Genomic DNA, 20,035 nt, shown 5'->3' on the forward strand with positions numbered 1-20,035 from the left:
GTCGGCGGCATCGACCTCGCACTGGACTACCTCAATGCGCACCTCCTGGAGAGCACGCGCACGGCGCAGTCCTGATCAGCTCGCTTCTTTGCCGGCGGCGGTGTCGTCGAGCAGGTGGGCGTCGAGCAGGTGGGCGTCGAGGTAGTCCATCGCCACGTCGATCCCTCCGTCGACCTCGCCGGCGCCGTCCTGGTGATCACGCCGATCGTCATCCTCTTCCTCGCCCTCCCGCGCTACTTCACGCAGAGCATCGCCACCGCCGGCGTCAAATAGGATCGAGTCCGGGGTTAACTCACGACGTGAGTTGAGAGGCCGGCGGATTCCATAGCCGCGCAGCCCGGGCGGACGGCGCCTGTGGCGCCCGAACCACCGATCACGGTCGCGTTGCCCAGGCCGGGACCGGGCGATGCCGCCGCCGGAGCACCGACACGGACGAGCCCTCAGAGGTCGTCGCCGCCAGGTGCGCGGTGAAGGCCGCAACCCACCGCTCCACGTCGTCCTCCGTCGGACGGCGACGCACACTGGCCATCGTCGACGCAACCACCAATGCCTCACGATGCGCCCGACGTCGCGCCGCAAGATAGTCCACCGAAGTCATCACGTCTAAGAGATGGCCTCCGGGCGGAATTATGACGCAAAATGCCGACAATTTCTTGTCGGCCGGCTCCCGGGGGTCAGTCCCGTTCCACGCGAAGGCTGAAGCGCCCGAGTTCGATGGTCGCGCTCGCCTCGATGCGATGGCGATCGCCGGCGGCGAGCGTCGTCACCCTGTCGTCATCGGTCACGACCACCACGCCGTTCGTGGAATGCAGGTCGACGACGACGAGGTCGGCGCCGTCGACGAAGAGCACGGCGTGCGTCTTCGACACGGACCGCTCGGGGTCGTCGAGGGGCAGTTCGGTGGCAGCCTGCCACTCACCGGTCGCCTGCGGTTTGCGGCCGAGAACGATGCTCGACGGCACCGTCAGCCGCGAACCGTCCGCGAGGATCAGCCGCCACCTTCCCACCTCAGGGGACGCGCCGCTGTCGGCGGGCACGTCGACGACAGGAGTCTCGGCCGTCGCCGGGGCCGCCGGAGTCTCGGCCGTCGCCGGGGCCGGTGCGGCCGTCGCCGGGGGCGGCGATGCCGGGGGCGGCGATGCCGGAGCCGGTGCCGCCTGCCCTGGAGCCGTCGGCACGAACACGGGAAGGCTCGGCCGCGGTGGGGCTGTCCGACGGGTGTCCGGCACGGTCTCGGGCGCCGCCGGGATCAGCCCGGGCGGCGGGACGATGAAACCTGGCTTGTCCACGGCTCAACTATAGGTTGGCGCCCGAAACCACGGGAACGGGATTTGGTGCGGACCGTTTCCCGGCCACTCGCCGCGACGGCTCCCGCGTGCCCCGGTGGAACCGGAACGCGGCGAGCCGGCGTCGCAGCCGGCCCGCACGCGACGCGACCTCGCCGACAATCGAATCGGAGTGCTCCCATGCTTCGGCGACCTGCTCGTCGGCGACGCTGGACCCGGAGAACACGGCCGCGTCGACCAGGCGTGCGACCGCGTCGACCTGGCCCGGCGGACAGTCGAGGCCCTGCGCTCGAATCTGCCGTTCGACCTCCGTCGCCGCCTGCCGTCGCGTCGACCGGGCCGGTGTGTGGAACCCGAGCTCTGCGAGGCGATCGATGAGCTCGCTCCACGCACCCGCTGCCCGGCGGTCCGGAGGCCCGGCGGTCTTCCGCCGTCGCCGGCGGCGGCGTTTGAGCCAGGCCACCGCAGCGAGCGGGATGACATACAGCAGAACGGGCACGCCGATCACCCAGCCGAGGAGGTACACCCATCCCGGCAACGAGAACTGCTTCTTGTCGGTGGGGTCGTCGTTCTTGGTCTTCACCGGCGTGAGCAGCGCATCCGACTGCGAATTCGAGTTCGGCGGCTGCCGCACCTGCGGCTGCGGCTCCAGTTTCGGCTTCGTCGTCTGGTCCTGGGGAGCGTCGGTCTTGGTGGGCGTGGGGAAGAACGGCACCCAGCCGACCCCGTCGAACGCCACCTCCGCCCACGCGGTGACGTCGCCACCGACGACCGTGGTCTGGCCGCCGGTCACCTTGGGCTTGAATCCCATCACCACGCGGCTCGGGTACCCGAGATGCCGCGCCATCAGGGCGAACGCCGACGCGTACTGCTCCTCGTCGCCCACCATCGGCCGTCGGGAGAAGAGTTCGGCCATCCGGTCGGCGCCCTCGCCGGCACGGGAGGGCACCGGATCGGAGGCGCGGCCGTGGCTGAGGTAGCCGAGTGTCTTGAGCGAACGTTCGATGTTGCGCAGCTTCTGGATCGCCGTGGTGGCGGAGCCCGCATACTCTTGCGCCTTCGCGGCCAGCACATCCGGGATGTTCGTCACCGGCGGCATCTGGATGCGCGCGGGCGGGACCTTCTGCAGGGCCTTCTCGCTGGGGATCCTCTGCGACGTCACGTCGAGCGTGTAACCGAGGCCTCGCCGGACGCCGGTGGTCACGGCGGAGGTGCCCGTCATGGCGTTCACGCGCACCATCGTGGTCGGGTCGGCACCGTTGTGGGCAGTGAAGGCGAGCCGGTCGACGTACCCGGGCGCAGGCAGCCAGACGTCGTCATAGCCGTCGATGCTCACCCGCACGGTCGAATGGGCGCCCGGCGTGAAGATGTACGGTGCGGGGATGCGCTGCCCCAGCAGCTCGAAGCTCCCCGATCCCGCAGTCTGGTCGCGTGGTCCGGTGACATTCCAGACGACGCCGTCGTAGCTGTCCATGGTCGCGAGCCGGATGAGCTGCCCATCCTGCAGCCCGGTCACCGAGAACAGGTCCGTCTTCTCGAGCTTCTTCGTGTAGGTACGGAATCCAGCCAGTGGGCTGGGGTATTCGAGCGGATCGAACGGTGGCGTGACCTCCTGCCGCAGAACGTAGCGCGAGGCGGCGGCCGGCGTCATGATGCCACCCAGCACAGCACCCACGACCACGGCACTGAGGACGATCGCGGCCGTGCCGACGATCTTGCGTCGTACGGCGCTCGGGTCCACCGCCGCCACTCCCGCGCCGGTGCGGCCGCGCCGCCGCCACCCCAGCCAGAGCAGCGCGATCGCGGCGAAGGCCACGCCGCGGATTCCTGCGAAGAACGCGTCCTCGGTCCCGATCAGGATCGCGGCGAGGAACAGCACGAGCGGCCCAGCGAGAAGCACGCCGGCCCGCGGCGCTGTGCGGGGGCGCCGAGGAAGCCAGCGCAGGGCCAGAGTGATCGTGACAAGCGCGACGACCCACGACGCGACGTAGGGGTCCACCGCGACGTACGGAGGCTGCTGGACGGGCGCGCGCAGGGTGATCGCGTCCGACCACCCGAAGACCGCACCCACGACCAGGGAGGTGAGGCTGTCGACCGACGGCAGGACCACACCGATGCCTTGCGCGGGAACGGCCAACGGCGTTCCGAGCAGGAAGTACGCGGCGATGGCGACAGCCACGGTCTGCAGTACGCTCCACCGGCGAACGGCGCCGACGACGGCGACACCGCCTCCGATCAGCAGCCCGCCGACGGCGGACACGAGAAACCAGTACTGCCCGAACGCCGGCTCGAATCCGGAGACGGCTAGGAGACAGAGCACCGCGATGACGACGAGATCGCTCCAGGACGACGCCGACAGGACGACGGGAGTCTGCGGGATCTTCCGCGCCTCCGCGCTCATCGGCCCACCCGATCGAGGAGTCCAGCGATGTCGCCCAGACGGCCGACGGTCATGACCATGACGTCGCCCACCTTCGCCAGGCGGGGATCGGCGCCGTCCTCCACCCGCACGGCGAGCGTCGTCGTATCCGGCCCGTACAGCGTGGAGACGGACCGGATCGCACCGAGCTCGGCCAGCGACCCGACGACCAGGATCACCAGGCTCGGCGTCCCGATCCGGCGGCCGGCACTGCGTGCGAACTCCCGGAGCGTGGGATGGATGCTCTTGCTGGGCTCGATCCGGCAGCAGTCGTCGAGCAGGGCCGTGGGGGTGCGGGTGCGGGGGGTGCCTCCGTCCCAGGCCACGTCGATATCGGTCTGCTCGCGGATGACCTGCACACCGATCGACGCCATGACGGAGACGCCCAGTTCGAACTCGTCCTCGCCGGCATAGTGGGCGGACTCCGTGCTCTGCAGCAGCAGCAGCTGCGAGCGCCGGGTCTCCTGGAACTGCCGCACCATCAGCTGGCCGGTTCGCGCCGACGTGCGCCAATGGACGTTGCGGATGTCGTCGCCGGACTCGTAGGGCCGCAGCGCGTGGAACGCGAGATCGCTGTCGGTGATCGTCGCGGTGGTCTGGCCTTCCAGATCGCGGACGAGACCGCGGGCGGTCGCGGCGAGCCGAGCGGTCTTCGGATGCACGAACAGGTCGACGCGATCGGTCCAGGCCACGCTCCGCCGCAGCAGCCCGAGCTGGTCGCCGCGTACGGAGATGGCCGGCCCAGCGACGATCAGCGCTCGCCGGTTCGTCGGAATGGCGAAGAGCTCTTCGTGCTCGGCCGATGGCGTCAGCCGCGGGATCAGGAACTCGGCGGTCCCCGAGCCGACCGGGAGCTCCATCCGGGTCGGCCAGAGAGGCCGCGCTCCCGAGTTGGTCACGGCCAGCCTGCCCATCGCCCGCGCGCCGGCGACGACCCGGCGCGGCTCCAGCTCCACCGTGACCGCGTAGGTGGCGCGGCCGACGACGAAGCCGGCGGCGATCGCCAACGCCGCGAGCAAGGTCGCTCCGACGAAGCCGAACTCGGCCCATCCCAACAGAGACCACAGCGCGAACGAGACCAGAGCCGAACCGGCGACCAGCCACCCCAGCGCGGTGATCGGCCGGACCACCGGTGCGATGAACCGTCCGGTCCCCGATCCCGCTCTCCGCGCGGCGGCCCAGAGCCTGCCTGCCAGGGCCGCCCCCGAGCGGCGCGACTCGGCGAGCACGAACCGCAGCGGGGAGCTCTTCACAGACGAGGCGGCCGGCATCGTCACGCGGCCCGGTACGCGGGCGGATCCACCTCGGCGATCGACCGCACGACGATGTCCTCCGCCGTCACCCCGGCGAACTCCGACTCCGGGTCGACGATGACGCGGTGGGCGAGCACGGGTACGGCGAGCTCCCGGATATCGTCGGGCGTCACATAGGTGCGGCCTGCGGCGAGCGCCCACGTCTTCGCGGCGCGCGCCAGAGCGAGGGCGCCGCGGATGCTGACGCCGAGCGCGGAGTCCTTGTCGGCGCGGGTCGCCGTCACGATCTCGCTCAGGTACCCCATGACAGCCGGGTCGACGTACACCTCGGACGCCAGCTGCGACATGGTGACGATCGACTCCGAGGCGATGATGGGCTGGATGGACGAGGCACGGGCGCGATTCGAGGAGTCGAGCAGCAGGCTGACCGTCGTCGCATGGTCGGGATACCCGAGCGCCGTCTTGATCAGGAAGCGGTCGAGCTGCGCCTCCGGCAATGCGAACGTGCCCGCCTGTTCGATCGGGTTCTGGGTCGCGATGACCAGGAAGGGCGCACCGACGGGATGGCCGACGCCGTCGATCGTGACCACTCCCTCCTCCATCACCTCGAGCAGCGCGCTCTGGGTCTTGGGGCTGGCCCGGTTGATCTCGTCCGCGAGCACCACCGAAGCGAAGATCGGTCCGCGGTGGAACTCGAAGCGTCCGTTGCTCTGGTCGTAGATCGAGACGCCGGTGACATCGGAGGGCAGCAGGTCGGGCGTGAACTGGATGCGCGACTGGGTGCCGTCGACCGTGTTGGCGAGGGCTTTGGCGAGCACCGTCTTGCCGGTGCCCGGCACATCCTCCAGGAGCACGTGCCCGTTCGAGAGCATGGCGGCGACGACGAGACGGATCGCCTCCTCCTTGCCGAGGATCGCCCTGTCGATGTTGGCGACGAGCTGCCGGAACGCGTCGGCGAACCAGTCGGCCTGCTCTTGTGTCACTGCCATGTTGTCTCTCCCGATGCTGACGTACGTGGGCTAGTAGTGGTTGCTGGTGACCGGCAACGCATCCCAGTTGTTCGTGGTGCCGGTGAAGGTCTTGGGGCCGCTGAAGCGCATCTGGATGGTGTCTCCGTTGCGCTTTCCGAGCCAGGCGTCCAGGCAGACCGTTCCCGAGTTGCTGATCGACACCGTCCGGCTGGTGCCGTTCGCCCACGTGGAGGACCCGTTGAGGAGTCCCGTGACGGTGTACGTTCCGGCGGGGGCGTTGGCGTAGCTCCCGCACAGGTAGTGCATCCCCTGGACCGGCGCACCCTTGACCACCGCCGCGGACGGCGCCGGCGGAGGCGGATCAGTGATGGTGCGACTGGCGGAGTTCGCTTGCGGCCCCGTTTGGCCGCTGCCGCGGTTGACCGCGCGAACCGAGAAACTGTAGGTTCCCGCTGCGCGCTTGCCGGTCGTCACGGTGGTTCTGCCGCCGACGTTCGTCCAGGGTGAGCCGTCGAACGTGTACTCGTAGTCCACCGCTCCACCACCGGTCGCCTGTCCCGTCAGCGCGTCCCAGCTCAGGGTGAACGTGGACGGGGCGTAAGTGCTGTCGTTTGCGATCGTGAGGCCTGTGGGCCGGGCCGGGGTCCCGTACGGGGTGACGGTGTTGCTGACCGGGGACTCCGCGCTCCAGCCGTCGGCGTTCTCGGCCTGCACGACGAACGAATAGCCGGTGCCATTGGTCAGCCCCGAGAGCTGGTGCTTTCCCGCACTCGTGAAGGTCCACGGGCCGCCACCGCCGCTCTTGGCCGTGACCTTGTACTGAGTGATCACCTTCCCGTTGTTCGTCGGCGGCGAGAACGACACCTTGACCGACGAGTCGGACGTGTCCGATTGGAGCGCCCCCGGCGCCGCCATCGTGGCCGGCACATCGTGGATCGTCACCTGGTACTGGCCGATCGTGCTCGCCGTGCGGTTCGGATCCTTCGTGGCGTCCTGCAGGTCATACACGACGTTGACCGACCCGATCGATGCGCCGGAGGTGGCCGTCACCGTGATCGAGTTCGCCGTGTGTCCGACGGTGACGCCGGCCGGCGCGCTCGATGCCTTCGCATCGGTGATGACGAGGGGCGTTCCCGGGAACGGGTTGACCCAGTACTGGTCTCCCGAGGCGCCGGCGAGCGTGTAGCTGGTGCCACGTTTGAGGTCGGACGTCTGCGGGGGGTTCTTCTGGGTCGCCAGCGGTCGTGTCGAACTGACGACCTTCACGTTGACGGAGCCCGGGATCGAGAGTGCGCCCGAGTTGACGGTGAAGCGGATGACGGCTGTGGTGCCGGGCTGCGCGCCGAGCGGCGCCGCGACCGACAGCGTCGATCCACTCGGTGCGGCGGTGATGGCCGAGGTCGAGCCGCTGAAGCCGGAGTAGGTGAGCCTGCTCAGAACGGCCGGGTTGGGGTGGTAGCTGGATGCCCGGAGGTCGACCGCGACCGGCGCCTCTCCCGGTTGCACCGTCACGTTCGGCGGGGTGAACGTGGGGGGCACGTCCGTCTGGTCGGGATCGCCGACGGTGATCGGCAGTACGAGCGCCGTCACCCTGTCCTTGCTCTGTCCGGGATCGCGGCCGTCGTTCACCTCGAACGTGACCGACGCCGGTCCGCGGTAACCCGCTTTCGGGGTGAACTGGATGGTGTGGCTGTCGACGTACCCGGGGACGGAGGCGTTCGTCGCGGTGACTCCGGCGGCTCCGGTGATCTTGATCGGCCGCCCCGACGGCACGTCCACGATGTCGGAGAGATTCCAGGACTTGGTCGCGCCCGTCGCGACGATCTGCTCCGGCAGGCCGTTCTTGAGGTGCGGAGGCGCCGAGGCGTCCCCCTTCGGCGGGACCACGATGAACGCCTCGCCCGCCAAGCCCGTCGAAGGGTCGGTGAGCGTGTAGGAGATCGCCATCCGCGCGCTTGTCGGCCGCACGGTGACCGTACCGTCGGATCCGACCGTCGCCGCATCGGCGTGCGGGCCGGCGAGCCCGATCTTCAGGTCCGTCGCCACGCCCGACGGATTCACCGCGCCATCGAGTACCGCGACCTTCACGTCCGACTTTCCCGCGACGGCGAACGGCTCAACGACCTGGTCGACCGCGGTGGGATAGACCGGCTTGGCGTCGGGGGTCACGATGACCTGGATGTACGCGGTCGCGACACCGCCCTGGCCGTTGCCGATCTGGTAGCGCACGAGGTACGCGCCCTGCCGGCTGGGAGCGTCCACGAGCACCAGCTGCCCGGCGACCCGCGCCTTCAGCGGCGCCTCGACGCTCACGAGCTTCTTCGCCAGCGCGATGGTGTAGCCGTTCGGATCGGAGTCGTTCGCGAGCACCGGGACGGAGGCGACCTTTCCGGGCTTCACCTCGACGGTGTCGTTCACCGCGATCGGCGGCTGGACCGCATCCGGCCGCTTGACGACGCCGATGCGGACGGTGCCGGTCGCCGTCTTGCCATAGGTGTCGACGACTTTGTAGGTGAACGAATCGGTTCCGGCCGAACCCGGATAGGCGTCGTAGGTGAAGGAGGTGCTGCTCGTCGCCGAGATGCGCCCGAGCGTCGGCTGCGAGGCGATGCCGACCAGGCTCACCGAATCGCCGTCGGGGTCGATTCCGTCCAGCGGGACGTCGATGGTCACGAAGGATCCGGCGAACGCACGCCCGGTGAGCGCTTGCGGCTCCGGAGGCCGGTCGTTCGCGCCGCCCCTCGCGAGCACGACGAACGTGACCGTCGCGGTCGAGGTCTGTTTGAACTTGTCGGTGATGCCGTAGGTGACCGAGTACTGGCCGGGCTGGTCGGGCGCCTGGTAGCGCACGTTCTTGCCGCTGACGAATGCCGCGGCTCCGTTGCCCATGTCGGCCGACTTCACCAGCGCCGGATCGAGCGTGAACGGCTCCTTGTCGGGCGAGTAGTCGTTCGCGAGCACGGGCACCGTCGCGATGTCGCCGGCGCGGACGGTCGCCACGTCGTCGACCGCGATCGGCGGCTGGTGGACCACGAGCGGCGGGATGGGCACGACCGTGATCCCCGCCGAGGCCGTGTGGTAGCCGTCGGAGACGGTGTAGCTGAGTTGCGCCTGGGCCGGGAGAACGGTGGGCGACGTGATCCGCACGATCGAGTTCGCCAGGACTTCGATGTTGAGACCGCTGGCCGGGTCGGCCGGCTTCACCGACTGCAGCACCAGGACGCGGCCGACCGGCGACACGTCGTTGTCGAGCACGGGAACGTCCACCGGTTCGCCGGGCCGGAGATAGGCCACATCCTTGACCGCGATCGGCGGCGCGTCGCCCGCGGCGCCGGACGAGACGTCGACCCGGATGAGTCCCTTGGTGGACTTCGCACCGGCGCCGAGCGTGTAGGTGGCGTAGTACGTCCCCTCCGTGGCGGCGACGAGACCGACGGTCTGCCGTGTGGCATCGGCCGTGGCGGTGAGTCCGGATCCCGCGTCCGTGGCGATGCCGACCAGCGTGAGCGGATCACCCGAGGGCGACACGTCGTTGGCCAGGGGTTTGATCGTGACCGGCTGGCCGACGAAGGTCGTCGCCGAGTCCGGCACGGCGATCGGATCGAGGCTGCCGGACGGTTTGACGGTCACCAGGAGGCTTCCCGTCGCGCTCGCCCGGCCGTCCGAGACGGTGAAGGTGACCTCTTTCGAGCCCGTCTGGCCCGTGGTGCTCAGGAACGTGATCGTCCCGTCCGGGCTGAACTGCACGCTGTCCCCGGAGGTCGAAGCGGCCCCCACCAGGTAGATATCGTCGCCGTCGGGGTCGATCCAGTCGTTCAGGACGTTGTACGAGATCGACTGCCCGAGCTCGACCTGCGTGTTGCTGGTGCGGGTCGAGACGGGCGCCACATTCAGGTCGATCGGGCGGATCGTGGCGTCCACCTGCGCGGAGGCGGTTCCCCCGCGGCCGTCGCTGATCGAGTACCGGAAGGAGATCGTTCCGTTGCTGCCGTCGGCCGGAGTGAACTGGATGGAGCGGTCGCCCTCGACGAGGTCGAGCCGGCCTTGGGCAGGAGGCAGCGTCGGGATATCGGTGATCGTCAGGATGTCGCCATCCGGATCGGAGTCGTTGGCGAGCACGGGAAGCAGCGTGGTGCGCCCCGGCCGCACGCCGAATTGGTCGTTGACCGCGACCGGCGGCCGGTTGTTCGCGGACCGCTGCGCGAGGGTGTCGGCGTAGGACTGCTGCACCGGCTTCTCCTGGCCGACCGTTCCCTGCACCGTCGTGTCATTGGGTTTCACCTGGGCCCAGTTCTGCACCAGGCGCATGTCGGAGGACACGACCCACGCGTTGCCGTTACGCAGGTTGTTGAGGGCGATGACTCCGTGGTTCACGCGGAATTCGAGCGCGTCGCCTGTCACCGACTGGTCGATCTGCACCGAGACCGGCTTCCGCCCGTCGCAGGCATACAAGTACCGGCCGGTCGAGGACCACGCCCCGTACGAACAGGTTCCCAGCCGGACCGGCGCCGACACCGCTGTCGACGCCGACGAAGACGCCGACCCGGACGCATCCTGTGCGCCCTTCGCCCCGCTCGCCTGCTCCGTGACGTCGCCGCCGGCCAGCGGCACCGTCATCAGACCGGCCGCACCGGCGACCACCACCGACGAGCCCCCGTCGCTCGGCTGCTGGAGGCGCACCCCCTTGGCCGGAAGCGCAACGGTCGAGCCGTCCGCCTTCACGACGTCGTTCGCCTTGGTGTCCAGCACGACCGGCTGATCTCCGACCGCGGTGAGCTGAAACGCCTCCGGGGCAGGGAACGACGACTTCGCCGGGGCCGCGCCCGGGTGGTCGACCGTGTAGAGAGCCTTCTTCTCCGGCGAGACGGCGAACGTCTTGCCGGATTTGCTCACCGCGATCCGCGCGCCCCTGCCGAGCGCCGCTGTCGGCTTAGTCTTCGTCTTGTCGAAGTCGAGGCGGCCGCCCGCATCCAGAACCCAGAGTCTTCCATCGGGCGAGAGGACGCTGAGGGTGTTCGCACCGTAACCGAACTGCGAGTTCTCCGGCACTTGGATCTTGTCGACCAGCGACACGAAGGCCGGGTCGATCCGATTCACCGTGCCCTGGGCCGGGTCGGTCAGAAAATAGGCCCCGCCGTCCTGCAGAACGTCGAGCTTCGGCGACGAGCCTGCCACGGCCGCGTCCAGTTCGTCGATCTGATGGTTGAGGCGACCTCCGAGCAGCTTCTCGCCGTTGGTCACCCACACGTCACGTGTGTCGAGGTTGACGGCGCTGACCGGGAACCCCTTGTGCAGCACAGCGATCGTCAGGGGGATTCCGGCGATCAACGCGATGGCAGCGATGGAGGCGACGGTCTTGCGGCCCTGCACCCAGGACGAAACCCCACCCACGTCTCAGAACCCCCGCTGAACCTGAACAGGCGAATACCGCCACGAACTCCCCCACGCTAACATGCGAGTTCTTTGGGGTCACGCTTCCGTGGATGCCGCGGGCGCCGTATCCAGCAGCGGAAGGTCCTCCGCAGAGACCAGATGGGTGGCCACCGCATACTCCACCAGCCGGCCGCGTCGATTGGTCGCGAGCTTCCCGCGACCACCGCGCAGCCCGGCCACCCCGATCTTGTCCAGCTTGTCGCAGACGTTGTCGAGCTTGCGATTGAACGTCGTCATGCTCCAGCCCAGTCGCGCCGCGGCCTCGGCCGATGTCGGAATGGTTCCGCGCCCGGGCACCGACTGCGTGAGCACGTGCTCGGCGAGAGCGACGATGAGCTGACGCTGACTGGTCGTGAGACTCACGGGGAGGATCGTGGTCGACCCGGCCGACGCGTTCAGCGGAAGCGAGGTGTTGAAGAAGTCCTCCTCGCTCCGGATCGTGAAGTCGTACGTCGTGGAGCCCGCGCTGAAGATCACGTACATGGTCTGGAAGACGATCGGGAGCTTCGCTCCGGGGGCGAGCCACGCCTGCACCGTCCCGGTCGCGTCGGTCACCGTCGCGGTCAGCAGCGTGCCGACGTTCGCCAGCCACCACATCCCGAAGTCGCTGTAGATGCTGAGGAATCTGCGGTGCAGGTAGGGGTTGTCGTCGATCGTCAGATCGGATTCGCGTCCGATGCCGAACTCGCGCTCCCCGTCGACGGTGTGGAGCTCGCCGCAGAAGTCGATGGTCAGGGGCCTCACGGGGAACACGCCCTCAGCGGGTTCGCGGACGTGCGCCCGTCGCGGATCACGGTCACGTCGATGCAGACCCGGGCTCCGGGCGAGAGACCGGTGACCGTCGCCTGCGGGCGGGCGGTGACGGCCGGTGGGTCGGTGGTGCCCTCTTGCACCCACTTGTACTGATCACCGGGCTTGGGTTTCGGGTTCTTCCATACGAAGGCCACACTCGTTCCGTCGGGCGATGCCTTCGCGGACACCAGCTCGGCGTCGGGCACGACCGACACGTCGATGCTCCCGCCACCGGAGCCGGGACCACCCGTGGATGCGGTCGGGGCCACCGCCGGCGTCGGCAGCACCGTGGAGATGAGCGCGCCGGCACCCACGACGACGGCGAGGACGACGACGCCTGCGACGCCGAGAAGTACCGGCCGACGCGAACGCCCCGCCGCGGAAGCCGGAGCCGCAGCCGGAGCGGGCTCACCGGGCGCTTGCACCGCGGCGACGGCCTCCGGCCGTGCGATCGTCCGTTCCTCGTGCGGGGTGGCGTGAAAGACCACCGGCGCCGGAGTCCGCCGCTGGGTGACGTCGAGGTCTTTCGGGGGCAGCGGGGGGACCTCGATGCGATCCGGCTGCGGCTTCTGCGCCTCCACCGTGACGACCGAGCGCGCACGGGTCTCATCCTCCGGCTCGTCGTCGGTGCGAGGCTGCGCCGCGACCGCGAGATGGGGCACATCGATGGCCGTCGGCGCATAGCCCAGTTCCAGTTCGACGCGCTGCAGCGCCCGAGCGAAGTCGACGGCCGAACCGAACCTGCTCCCGGGATCCGTCGCCATCCCCTTCTGCAACACCGCGACGAGAGTCGGGGGCACGTCCGCCCGATCCAGCCGCGTGATCGCGCCGCGCTCGATGCGTCCGATGAGGTCGAGGCTTCCGTTCGACCGCCCCGGGATCTCGAACGGTGTGCGCCCCGCGAGGAGGGTGTAGATCGTCGCCGCGAGGGAGAACACATCGGAACGGACATCGGGCCGCGGCTCGTCCTCGAACATCTCCGGCGGCGACCACGGAACGCTCAGGCCGACCGCCCGGCTGCCGCTGCTCTCCACCTCGCGCGCCTCGCGCTGGAGCTCCCGGAGCGAGGTCGTATGCACCGGCAACTCGTCCTCGAGCGCCGAGGAGATCCCGAAATCGGTGAGGGCGGGCCAGCCGTAGTCGTTGGTCAGCACGTTGGCCGGCTTGATGTCGCGGTGCAGGATGCCCACGCTGTGGGCGGTGGCGATGGCACTCGACAGGCGCACGCCGGTGCGCAGAGCATCCTCCACGCTGAAGACTTCCCGCTTGTAGCGGTCCGCCAGGGAGGGGCCGGAGCAGTACTCCATCACGAAGTACGGTCGGTCGTCGGCCGCCACATCCGCGTGATGGATCGTCACGATGAAGGGGTGCGTCGACAGTTGCGCCATCACATTGGCCTCGGTCACGAACTGCGCGCGCGTCGACTCGTCGAGGTTCTCCGCCAGCAGCACCTTCACCGCGACCTTGCGCCGCGGAAGCTGCTGGTCGTAGAGGAACACGTCGGAGAAACCGCCCGAGCCGAGGAGCCGCACGAAGCGGTAGCCGGGCAGTTCAGGGGCGACCGACGGGGAGCGCTTCACGACTCACTGCCCACCGTCATGACGACGCCGTCTCCCAGGTCGATCGCCGAACCGACGATCAGCGCGGTCGGTTCGCCCCGTCGCAGCTTCTGCGGCTGCGCGCCGGGGTTGACGACGACCGTGCCGTTCCGCGAGTGCAGGTCGGTGACGACGACGGTGTCTCCCTCGACCGCGACCAGCACGTGGCTGCGCGAGATGTCCTGCTCGGCGCTCGGGACGACGACCAGGCGAGGATGCGCTGCCCGGGAGGCCGAATCGGCGCTCGGCGCCCGGCCCACCACGATGGGGACGGCGAGGTCCTCGCGCCGCCCGTCGGCCAGCTCCACGAAGTAGCGGGGCGAGGCCTTCATCGGCGGCCGAAGGTCGGCGGCCGGCGGCGCGACGCTGCGACGTCCGCTGAGCTCGCTCGACATGATGGTGAGCCCATCGTGGTCACCCGGTTCTGCCGGCTCGACCGACTCGGCCGGTTCGGACGGTTCGGCGTCGTCGTGGCTCTCCGCGCCGCGCAACAACGTCACGTCGGGGGCGTCGAGGACAGCGGGGTCGGCGATCGTCGCTTCGGCGAGCTGCGCGGGGGCCTCTGCTACGACGGCCGGGGCCGCAGGGACGACCGGGACGGCTGGAGTCTGCGAGCGCACTCGCGGCGCCACCACCACCGTCGCATCCTCGATCGAGGCATCCACCGTGCCGGCTTCGACCGCCCAGGCCGCTCCCTCGACGAGCGGGAGGGCGCCGACGCCATCCGCGACGGCACCGATGACCGAGACGCGGAAGGAGGTCACTCCGGCGATCGTCGTCTCGAGCCAGGTCGAGACGTGCTCGGCACGCAGCTCGCGCAACCCCTCAGCGGTCGTCACCCGCAAGAGGACCGGCCCGCGGAGCACACACCGCACGGTCGACCCGGCATCCCGATCGACCAACCCGAAGGCCGGTGTCCCCGCCAGCCCCTGAGCGGTCAGCCTCTCGATCGTGCGCTCGAAGGCGTCGGCGCCGCGCAGCGTGTCCAGCAGGCCGGCCACCGTCTCGGTGGTCGCGGACTCGCCCACTTCAGCGAGCAGGACCCGGTCCTGAACCGCCACGACCACCCATCCCCCGGCGGTCGACTGTCTCACTTCGACCACAACGCTCTTTTCCTATCTCCGTGGTCTGGTGTCCTCAAGGAAAGCGTCCTCCCCCGGACGATCGGCTGTCTCGAGCGATGCTTGCTCCGCATCGCCCGACACCGATTCAACCACGATCGCCGTCACGTTGTCCCGGGCGCCCGCCAGAACCGCAGCCTCGACGAGCACGTCGGCGAGCGCACCGACCGGCGAATCGGCGAGGATCCGGGCGATCTTCTCATCCGGAAGCTCTTTCGTCACGCCGTCCGAGCAGATGAGGAAGGACTGACGGCCGATGACCGGCACCAGCAGCGTATCGACCTCGACCGAGTCGGCTGCGCCCAGCGCTCGCGTGATCACATTGCGCTCGGGATGGTGTGCCGCTTCGGCGGGCGAGATCATTCCCGAGTCCACGAGGTCCTGCACCGCCGAGTGGTCGTGACTGAGCTGACGCAACGCGCGTCCGTCCCAGGAATACACCCGCGAGTCGCCCACGTTGACGACAAGCCAGCCCGATTCACCGGTGCTGGGGATCCGCACGGCCACGACACCGCTCAAGGTGGTTCCGGCGACCGCTTCTCCGGAGGCGCCCACCTGCGAGAGGGCGCGAACCTCGCGGTTGGCGCTCCTGATCGCATCGAGGACGTCATCGGGAGTGGGCGTCGAGGACGCCGGGAGCAGCCGCGCGATCGTGGCCGCCGCCGTCTGGCTCGCTGCATCGCCGCGCGCGTGTCCACCCATGCCGTCCGCGACCAGGTAGAGCGGGTGGCGCGCCACCAGACTGTCTTCGTTGACCCGGCGCACCGCTCCCACATCGGTGCGGGCGCTGACATCGATCACCGCATTCATCCGTCCGCTCCCGGCCTGCTACCGCTGCGCGCTCGTGCTCGCCCGGACGCGACGCGATGCGTAACGACTGTTCAGCACTACGAGAACGACGATCGCCACCAGGCAGATCACGACCATCGCGGACGCCGGCAGGTCGCCCCGGAGCGTCACCAGGGCGCCGAGCTGCTCCAGCATCCGCAACCGGGTGCCGAACGCGCCGCCCGTGACCTCGGGCGCCACCGCGTACATCGAGACGCCGAAGCCGGCGACCGCGAACAGCAGCAGCCCGCCGGTCACCAGTTCGCCACGCGAGATGGCCGCAGCGGGCCTCCCCGGCGCGGGCGCGCGCTCGGGCAGCGCTCCGGCGATGATCCACATCACCGGAAGCACGACCAGGCCGAACACCGCGAACCCTCCCAGGAGGCAGGCCGCCAGACTCAAGCCCGACAGCAAGAAGATCACCTGATAGATCGACATCGACGGGTCGAACGCCGCCGCCGGGGTGGACGGCGGCGTGACGATCAGCAGACCGATGGCGAACAGGATCGGCACACCCCAGAACACGACACCCGACCCCGAGCCCGATTGCGAGAACGATTGGAGCGACGCGCGCTCCCGGAACGTTCCCGATGCACGCACGAACGTGAACATCGCCGCCTGCAACAGCGAGCCGACGATGCTCGCGCCGAAGAAGATCCAGGCGAAGGCGGTGAAGTCCTGCGGCTGCGCCACCACGTAGGTCAGCCAGCTCCACAGGCCGACGGCCACCGTCAGAGCGAGGATGAGCAGCTCGGCCGGCCCCGTCCTGTCCACGAACCGGAGAAAGCGGGAGCGCGTCGGCGCCGGTGGGTGTTTCTTCGTCCGATTCGGTGAACTCACGGGGCACAGCCTAACCAGCACCGCTCGCAATGCACGAAGTGGGCGAACCGACCATCCGGTTCACCCACTCCGCTCGCGCGATGCGCGAAGCGATCAGCTGTGCGCGTTCTGCGCATCCCAGTCCTCGGCGGACTGCGCCATGTTGCGCAGAGCACCCGTCATCTGGGTGATGCCGTCAACGGCCTGGCCCATGCTGGAGTTGAGCTTGCTGTAGCCCTCTCCGAAGGCGGGCGACGCCTTCTGCGTGACGAAGTTGCTGCCGAGCAGGCTGTTGACCTCTCCCTGGAGACGAGCCAGGAGAGCCTTGATCTCCCCCTGGCCGCCATCGAGCTTGCTTGCCGTGCCACGCATGGACTCCGGTGTCAGGCTGATGTCGTTCATCGTGATGCGACCTTTCTTCTTGCTTCGAGGCTTCCCCAGTGCGGGTCTGCATGTCCAACTGTGACCAAGCTATCGAAGGCCCAGGCACGGGTCGATGGGGAGGACTCCCCACCCGCCCGGCCGCAGCTCAGGCGCTCAGGTCGGGCGCGTCCCCGAACCGGAACGTCTCCAGCAGCGCCGTGAAGTCGTCGGCGGCGGCCGTCCCGTGCCCGAGGTCGTTCGTGTACGCGTCGATGCGCACGAGGACGTCTTCGTATCGCCCGGCAGCGCTCAGGTGCATCAGCAGCCGGTCGCGCTGCTCGTCCTTGGTGAAGCTCAGGACCCGCGCCACCGAGCCGAAGACGCCCGACTCGAGCGTGTCCACGATCGGCGGCCGCGCCGGTTCGGCTTCGTACGCGCCCGCGAGTTCGGTCAGCGCGATGCCTTCGAGCCCGGTGCCCGGCGCGACGTAGACGTTGACGAGCAGCGGCATCGTGCCGATGGCCGGGCGGTACCAGAGCAGCTCGAAGAGGCCGAGCCGTGGAGCGACCGGAAGCGCGCTCGCGATGGCGAACAGACCGGCCTTGACCTCGTCCGGGTCGTCCCGTCCGTCGGAATACGCCTCCGCGAGCCCGAGTGCCCAATCGGCCTGGGTCGCGTACGGCCCCACCGGGTACTCCAGGGGCACCTCGGCCCACACCTCGGGGTCCTGGTCGATCGTGATCGTCTTCACGCTACCTCCAGATCAGCGACTGCATCATCGCGTCGAAGATGAGAATCAGGATCTCGCGATACTCATCGGGAACGTCGTCCGAGCGCAGGATGCTGAAGGTGAACATCAGCCCGGTCGGCTTCTTCGCCCCCGGCACGGCGAACAGGTAGTGCACGTTGCTCGTCTCGACACCCGCCAGGTCGCCCGTGCCGCTGGTGGGCGTCTCCCAGCGATACGCCGTCCCCACCGGCACCTCGACGGCGTCGGGCTCCTTCCCCCGCGTGATCCTGTGCAGGGCGGTCTCGAGCCCGCGATCGCCCAGGCTCACCACGTTCGACGTGAGAGAAGCGGGGACGAGGGTGCCGTCCGGGCGGCGCTCCGGCAGGAAGATGTCGACGCCGCCGCGCTCCTGCAGGTCGCGCATGCTCTTGTGGATCGCTCCGCGCAGCTGAGCCATCAGCTCGCGGTTGCCGGTGGGCTCCAGAACCTGGCGCACGTGTGCGTAGAGCTCCTCGGCGATTCCGCGTCGAACGGGATGCTGCTTCCACCCCGGCGGCAGCACGATCTCGTACGACTCGGCTGCTCCCTCAGCGACCTGGTCCACGCGTCAATCCTAGGTGCGGGCCTGCGGGCCTTGTCGGAGCGCTCATTTGTACGGATCGGCGATCGGTGCTGCCGGAACCGCCAGCGGCGGCGTCAGGATGCGCGATTTCAGGTCGGAAGCCGACGGATCGTGGCTGAAGAGGTTGACGACCTGATTGACGGTCCAGTCGCCTCCCGTCGCCACACCGTGTCCCTGCCAGCCGGCGCCGGCCGCAAGCAGAACGGAGGCGTTCGTCCCTGTCGCGAGGCTCGGCTTGCCGCCGATCGACTCGAGCGCTGTCTCGATGGCCTCGCGCGCAGGGCCGTTGCGACCCGGGAGGTTCTCGAGCACGTCCGCCATCTGGGCGAAGTGAGCCGATCCGCCCGCCTGCATGGACTTCCAGGCGTTGTACCAGGGCGCGTTCTCACTCGACGCATCCACGATCCTGCTGGCGTTGTCGGCCCAGCTCTGCCAGAGCCGGCCGCTCCGGCTCAGTGCGTTCCTGGAGACGGCGGCGTCCAGGAGGGCCGGGAGGCGGGAGACATCGCGGAACTTCTGCACGACGTTCGCGTTCTCGAGGATGCCCTTGCCGACGTTGCCGAACCGATCGGCGATCGACAGTCCGCGGCCGAAGAACTTGCCGAACGGGATCAGGCCGATCGCGTCGAACGCCACGTCGGCCCAGGTCCCCTTGCCGGTGGCGGCGAGCGCGGTGTGAGCGATCAGGTTGACGAGAGTGATCGCGGTCGCGATCGCCAGGAACGCGAGGGCGAGCGGTCCGGTGAGGAAGATCGCGACGATGGTGAGCACCAGCGCCACCCAGCCCAGGATGCTCGTGAGGGCCGAGAGGAAGCTCGCGAAGTCGTCCCACCAGCTGTCCTTCGCCGGGTTCTTGTCGATGGCCGAGCGGATGCGCCCCCGGGCCGTCTCGGCGGCCGTGTCGAGGTCGTCTTTGGCGGTGTCCCACTGCTTCGCGTAGCCGAGCAGGGTCGCCTGCTTGCCGGCGAGGTCGTTGGTCGCCGTCGTCAGCTCGTTCGCCGCATTCTGCACCTTCGTGGTGTGCGCGGCGGTCTGCTCCGGGGTCATCGGCGTCGTGTCCGTCGAAGCGGTGGCGGACACCTGCGCGTTCGCCGTGACGGCCGCACTGTGGGCGTGCTCGGCCGCGTTCACGTGCGGGAGGATGGCGACCGCGTTGTCGTACGCGGTCTTGGCGTTCGTGACGCTCGTCGCCAGTTGCTTGCGGTAGTCGTCGAGCGCCCAGCCGGTGTTGTTGTAGATCTCCTTCGCTTTGGCCAGAGCGTCCTTGGCCTGACCCGCGGCATCCCGGATCTGGTCGACCTTCTGGCTCTGCGAGGTCTTGCTCGAGTGCACGCGGTCGAGCATCCCGGTCAGCTTCTCGATGGTGGATGCGACGTTCTTCATGCGGGTCACTTCACCCGCAAGCGTGTCGGGGTCGCCACTGAGGGGATGCATCTCGCGTCCCTTGGGCGTCTGCAAGCTGGCCATCAGTTGGCTCCTCCGGACGTGCTCGAAGCCGGCGCGCCCTGGCTCGAGAGCTTGTTGGCTGTGTCCGTGTCCCATTGGGTCCAGTCGTCGATGACCTTCTGGGTGCCGTCGGCCATCTTCTTGGCCGCGTCGAGGATGTCTTTGCGGTTGTCGTCCCAGGAACTCTGAAAACTGTTCACGGCGCCTTTGAGGTCGGGCTCCGGGTCTCCGATGAGGCCTTCGATGTTCTTGGCGATGTCGGTGATGTTCGACATCTCCTCGTAGACGAAGTCGAGACCGGACTTGATGTCCTTGAGCTCTTCGAGGTCGATGATGATCGTGCGGTAACCCATG

At 69.0% G+C, this 20,035-nt stretch carries 16 protein-coding genes; 1 reads left to right on the forward strand and 15 read right to left on the reverse strand.

What is annotated here, in order from left to right; translation table 11 throughout:
• Nucleotides 1-114: 114 nt before the first annotated feature.
• Nucleotides 115-273, forward strand: coding sequence for a hypothetical protein (locus tag ACPYOG_RS01590; RefSeq protein ID WP_481292506.1), 159 nt, complete (start codon nt 115-117; stop codon nt 271-273).
• Nucleotides 274-674: 401 nt separating this feature from the next.
• Here ACPYOG_RS01590 and ACPYOG_RS01595 read toward each other — a convergent pair whose 3' ends face one another.
• The 15 genes from ACPYOG_RS01595 to ACPYOG_RS01665 form a co-directional block, all read right to left on the reverse strand.
• Nucleotides 675-1,289: an FHA domain-containing protein gene (locus tag ACPYOG_RS01595; RefSeq protein WP_481292507.1), complete on the reverse strand. Its 615-nt coding sequence runs from the start codon at nt 1,287-1,289 to the stop codon at nt 675-677.
• 7 nt (nt 1,290-1,296) lie between these two features.
• Nucleotides 1,297-3,687 carry a transglutaminase TgpA family protein gene (locus tag ACPYOG_RS01600; protein ID WP_481292508.1) on the reverse strand — a complete coding sequence of 797 codons (2,391 nt, stop codon included), beginning with the start codon at nt 3,685-3,687 and terminating at the stop codon, nt 1,297-1,299.
• A complete protein-coding gene (locus tag ACPYOG_RS01605) occupies nt 3,684-4,958 on the reverse strand; it encodes a DUF58 domain-containing protein (RefSeq protein ID WP_481292509.1) in 1,275 nt (424 codons plus the stop codon). The genes ACPYOG_RS01600 and ACPYOG_RS01605 overlap by 4 nt, the downstream gene beginning before the upstream one ends.
• A gap of 20 nt (nt 4,959-4,978) precedes the next feature.
• On the reverse strand, nt 4,979-5,947 hold the full coding sequence (locus ACPYOG_RS01610; RefSeq protein ID WP_481292510.1) for an AAA family ATPase: 969 nt from the start codon (nt 5,945-5,947) through the stop codon (nt 4,979-4,981).
• Between the two features lie 30 nt (nt 5,948-5,977).
• Nucleotides 5,978-11,320 (reverse strand): Ig-like domain-containing protein, encoded by a 5,343-nt coding sequence (locus ACPYOG_RS01615; protein WP_481292511.1) that lies wholly within the window; start codon nt 11,318-11,320, stop codon nt 5,978-5,980.
• Nucleotides 11,321-11,398: 78 nt separating this feature from the next.
• On the reverse strand, nt 11,399-12,106 hold the full coding sequence (locus ACPYOG_RS01620) for a hypothetical protein (protein WP_481292512.1): 708 nt from the start codon (nt 12,104-12,106) through the stop codon (nt 11,399-11,401).
• Nucleotides 12,103-13,734, reverse strand: coding sequence for a serine/threonine-protein kinase (locus ACPYOG_RS01625; protein WP_481292513.1), 1,632 nt, complete (start codon nt 13,732-13,734; stop codon nt 12,103-12,105). Before ACPYOG_RS01625 ends, ACPYOG_RS01620 begins: the two co-directional genes overlap by 4 nt.
• A complete protein-coding gene (locus tag ACPYOG_RS01630) occupies nt 13,731-14,846 on the reverse strand; it encodes an FHA domain-containing protein (protein WP_481292514.1) in 1,116 nt (371 codons plus the stop codon). The genes ACPYOG_RS01625 and ACPYOG_RS01630 overlap by 4 nt, the downstream gene beginning before the upstream one ends.
• Nucleotides 14,847-14,867: 21 nt before the next feature.
• A complete protein-coding gene (locus tag ACPYOG_RS01635; RefSeq protein WP_481292515.1) occupies nt 14,868-15,683 on the reverse strand; it encodes a PP2C family protein-serine/threonine phosphatase in 816 nt (271 codons plus the stop codon).
• An 18-nt stretch (nt 15,684-15,701) separates the two neighbouring features.
• Complete coding sequence (locus ACPYOG_RS01640) at nt 15,702-16,541, reverse strand: hypothetical protein (RefSeq protein ID WP_481292516.1); 840 nt, start codon at nt 16,539-16,541, stop codon at nt 15,702-15,704.
• A gap of 93 nt (nt 16,542-16,634) precedes the next feature.
• Nucleotides 16,635-16,922 carry a WXG100 family type VII secretion target gene (locus ACPYOG_RS01645; RefSeq protein ID WP_090034819.1) on the reverse strand — a complete coding sequence of 96 codons (288 nt, stop codon included), beginning with the start codon at nt 16,920-16,922 and terminating at the stop codon, nt 16,635-16,637.
• Nucleotides 16,923-17,049: 127 nt separating this feature from the next.
• Nucleotides 17,050-17,634 carry a hypothetical protein gene (locus ACPYOG_RS01650; protein ID WP_481292517.1) on the reverse strand — a complete coding sequence of 195 codons (585 nt, stop codon included), beginning with the start codon at nt 17,632-17,634 and terminating at the stop codon, nt 17,050-17,052.
• 1 nt (nt 17,635) lies between these two features.
• The gene (locus tag ACPYOG_RS01655; protein ID WP_481292518.1) at nt 17,636-18,217 is read right to left on the reverse strand and encodes a hypothetical protein; all 582 of its coding nucleotides are present in this window, start codon (nt 18,215-18,217) and stop codon (nt 17,636-17,638) included.
• A gap of 42 nt (nt 18,218-18,259) precedes the next feature.
• Nucleotides 18,260-19,702 carry a hypothetical protein gene (locus ACPYOG_RS01660; protein ID WP_481292519.1) on the reverse strand — a complete coding sequence of 481 codons (1,443 nt, stop codon included), beginning with the start codon at nt 19,700-19,702 and terminating at the stop codon, nt 18,260-18,262.
• Nucleotides 19,702-20,034: a hypothetical protein gene (locus ACPYOG_RS01665; RefSeq protein ID WP_481292520.1), complete on the reverse strand. Its 333-nt coding sequence runs from the start codon at nt 20,032-20,034 to the stop codon at nt 19,702-19,704. The genes ACPYOG_RS01660 and ACPYOG_RS01665 overlap by 1 nt, the downstream gene beginning before the upstream one ends.
• Nucleotide 20,035: the final 1 nt, after the last annotated feature.

Source organism: Leifsonia sp. HAY1-4F, assembly GCF_056755275.1.